Origin of the sequence: Shimia sp., from assembly GCF_041624275.1 — a bacterium.
Classification (GTDB): Bacteria; Pseudomonadota; Alphaproteobacteria; order Rhodobacterales; family Rhodobacteraceae; genus Shimia.
Window position 1 is genome coordinate 1 of the sequence record NZ_JBFJVE010000234.1, and the last position, 3788, is coordinate 3788.

The 3788-nt window shown below is 67.5% G+C and carries 2 protein-coding genes; both read left to right on the forward strand.

The window, feature by feature from the left end; translation table 11 throughout:
- On the forward strand, positions 1–761 hold a 761-nt coding region (locus ABZD10_RS14210), incomplete at its 5' end, for an efflux RND transporter periplasmic adaptor subunit (RefSeq protein ID WP_372887466.1).
- Positions 758–3788: efflux RND transporter permease subunit (locus ABZD10_RS14215; RefSeq protein ID WP_372887468.1), on the forward strand; the 3031-nt coding region annotated here is incomplete at its 3' end. The genes ABZD10_RS14210 and ABZD10_RS14215, both read left to right, overlap by 4 nt.

Genomic DNA, 3788 nt, shown 5'->3' on the forward strand with positions numbered 1-3788 from the left:
ACAACGCGGCCGAGAAACTGAGCGAAGGCGGATTTGCCTCGGAGACCCGCGTCGCCTCGGCCCAGGCGGCGGTGCGCGCGGCCGAAGCCGGCGTGCAATCGGCCCGCTCGGGGCTGCAAAGCACCGAGGCCGGCATCCGCTCGGCCCAGGCGGCGGTGGCCGCGGCCGAGCGCGAGATTGCGCGGCTGACCATCACCGCCCCCTTTGCCGGGCTTCTGGAAAGCGACACCGCCGAACTCGGCAGCCTGATGCAGCCGGGCGCGCTCTGCGCCACGGTGATCCGGCTTGATCCGATCCGGCTGGTCGGCTTCGTGCCCGAAACCGAGATCGCCAAGATCACCCCGGGCGCCTTGGCCGGGGCGCGGCTGACCACCGGGCAGGAGGTCACCGGCCGGGTCAGCTTCCTGTCGCGCAAGGCCGATGAGGTGACGCGCACCTTCCGCGTCGAAGTGGCGGTGCCCAACCCCGATCTCAGCATCCGCGACGGCCAGACCGCCGAGATCGCCATCGCCGCCCCCGGCGCCGATGCCCACCTGATCCCGCAGTCGGCGCTGACGCTGGATGACGACGGCAGCCTTGGCGTGCGGCTGGTGAACGACGCCGGGCTGGTCGCTTTCGCGCCGATCCGCATGCTGCGCGACACCGCCAAGGGCATCTGGATCACCGGCCTGCCGCAACAGGCCAACGTCATCGTCATCGGCCAGGAGTTCGTCACCGACGGCGTCACGGTCGAGGCGGTCTATCAGGAGCCGCAGCAATGACCGGCATCGTCGACTGGGCCGCCGACCGGGCGCGGATGGTCCTGGCCTTCATCTTCCTGTCGCTGGCGGTGGGCGGCTATGCCTACGGCACCCTGCCCAAGGAGGGCGAGCCCGACATCCAGATCCCCGGTCTTTTCGTTTCGGTCCAGTTCCCCGGCATTTCCGCCGCCGACAGCGAGGCGCTGCTGGTCAAGCCGATGGAGACCGAGCTTTCGGACATCGACGGGCTCGACAAGATGACCGCCACCGCCGCCGAGAACTATGCCGGCATCTTCCTCGAGTTCGACTTCGGCTGGGACAAGTCCAAGACCCTTGCCGACGTGCGCGACGCGATGAACACCGCCGAGGGCCAGTTCCCGGACGGATTCGAGAAATACTCGATCCACGAGATCAACTTCTCGGAATTCCCGATCATCATCGTCAACCTGACCGGCGACGTGCCCGAACGCACCATGTCGAAATATGCCAACCAGTTGCAGGACCGGCTGGAAAGCATGGATGCGGTGCTCGAGGCCGGGCTGGCGGGCGGGCGCGACGAGATGCTCGAGGTGATCATCGACCCCTTGCGGCTTGAAAGCTACAATGTCACCGCGGGCGAGCTGATCAATGTGGTGGTCAACAACAACCAGCTGATCGCCGCCGGCGAGATCGAAAGCGCGCAGGGCAAGTTCTCGGTCAAGATCCCCTCGTCCTTCGACGAGCCGCGCGACGTCTACAACCTGCCGGTCAAGACCAATGGCGACCGTATCGTCACCCTGGGCGATCTGGCCGAAATCAACCTGACCTTCGAAGACCGCGAGGGCACGGCGCGGTTCAACGGCGAGACCACGGTCGCGTTGCAGGTGGTCAAGCGCAAGGGCTTCAACCTGATCGACACCGCCGCGCTGATCAAGCAGGAGGTCGAGAAGGCCCGCGCCGACTGGCCCGAGGATCTTCGGGTCGCGATCGAGGTCGGAACTTCGAACGACCAGTCGCGCATCGTCGGCTCGATGGTCAGCCAGCTCGAGGGCTCGGTGATGACCGCCATCGCGCTGGTGATGATCGTGGTTCTGGCCGCCCTCGGCTCGCGCGCGGCGCTGCTGGTCGGCTTTGTCATCCCGACGTCCTTCCTGCTGTGTTTCGCGCTGCTGGCGGCGATGGGGATCACCATTTCCAACATCGTGATGTTCGGCCTGATCCTCGCCGTCGGCATGCTGGTCGACGGCGCCATCGTGGTGGTCGAATATGCCGACAAGCGCATCAACGAGGGCGTCGGCCCGATGCATGCCTATGTCGAAGCGGCGAAACGCATGTTCTGGCCCATCGTCTCGTCGACCGCGACCACGCTCTGCGCCTTTCTGCCGATGCTGTTCTGGCCCGGCGTGCCGGGGCAGTTCATGGGCATGCTGCCGGTGACGCTGATCTTCGTGCTCTCGGCCTCGCTGGTGGTGGCGCTGGTCTACCTGCCGGTGATGGGCGGGGTGACCGGACGCGTGAGCCGCAGCTTTCACAACGCCTCGGAATGGCTGCGGGCCCGCGCGCCATGGCTGGTGCGGGCGGCGCTGGTGCCGCCGTCGCTCTATTTGATGTTCATCGGCGCGATGCAGTCGGTCAACCCCGGCTATCTCTTCGCCGGCGAGGCCCCGGCCGCGGGGATCGCCGGGATGCTGCCGGGCTTCGCGCTGTTCCTGGCCGGGGCCTTTGCCGCCTCGATCACGCTGGACGCGGCGCGGATCGAACGGCGCCAGCGGCGCATCCGCTCGGGACACCGGCTGTCGCCCTTCGGCTGGCTCATCAAGCTGATCGCCGGGAACCCGGTGATGCCGATCGTCAGCATCGCGGCGGTGATCGCCTTCGTCATCGGCGTCTTCGGCTATTTCGGCAACAACAACAAGGGCGTGGAATTCTTCGTCGACAGCGAACCGGAACAGGCGATCGTCTATGTGCGGGCGCGCGGCAACCTGTCGCTCGACCAGAAAGACGCCCTGATGCGCCAGGCCGAGGACATCGTTCTCGCCCATCCCGGCGTCAAGACCGCCTTTGCCTTTGCCGGCAAGGGCGGGCTGGACCAGAACACCGGCGGCGCCCAGGCCCCCAAGGACACGATCGGCCAGATCCAGCTCGAGACCATCCCCTGGGAAGAGCGGCCGGACAGCCGCGAGACATGGTTCACCCTGCCGCTGGTCAAGGCCGATGTCACCCGCGCGGTGAAGAACCCGGCCTGGGACGGCAACACGGTGCTCAGGGAACTGGAGGCCGAGCTGCGGCGCATCCCCGGCACCGAGGTCGAGATCCTCGCCGCCGACCGCGGCCCGGCCTCGGCCAAGCCGGTGCACCTGCAACTCAGCGGCCAGAACTGGGAGGCGCTCATCGAGGCCACCACGCTGGCGCGGGCGCGCTTCGACGCCACGCCGGGGCTGGAGCTGATCGAGGACACCCGCCCCCTGCCCGGCATCGACTGGCAGATCGACGTCGATGTTGCCAAGGCCGGCCGCTACGGCGCCGACGTGGCGACGGTGGGCGGCATGGTGCAGCTGGTGACGCGCGGCATCCTCCTGGACACGATGCGCGTCGACACCTCGGATGAAGAAATCGAGATCCGCGTCCGCTTCCCCGAAGAAGACCGGGTGCTGTCGACCCTCGACACGCTGAAGCTGCGCACCCCGGGCGGGCTTGTGCCGCTGTCGAATTTCGTCACCCGCAAGCCGGTGGCCAAACTGGCCGAGATCAACCGGATCGACCAGAAACGGGTGTTCGACATCAAGGCCGGCGTCAGCGACGGGCTGACGGTGCTGCGCAACCCCGACAGCGGCGCCACCGAGGTCATCGACACCGGGGACTGGCAGGGCGACGCGGCGCTGCGCAAAGACTATGCGGCGCGCGGGTTCACCGCCGTGGTGATGACCCCTGCCGAGCGTATCGCAACCCTGACCGAATGGCTCGAGACCGACCCGCTGCCCGCCGGCGTCGAGTGGATCTGGACCGGCGACACCGAGGACGAAGCCGAAAGCCAGGCCTTCCTGTCGAGCGCCTTCATGGGGGCACTGG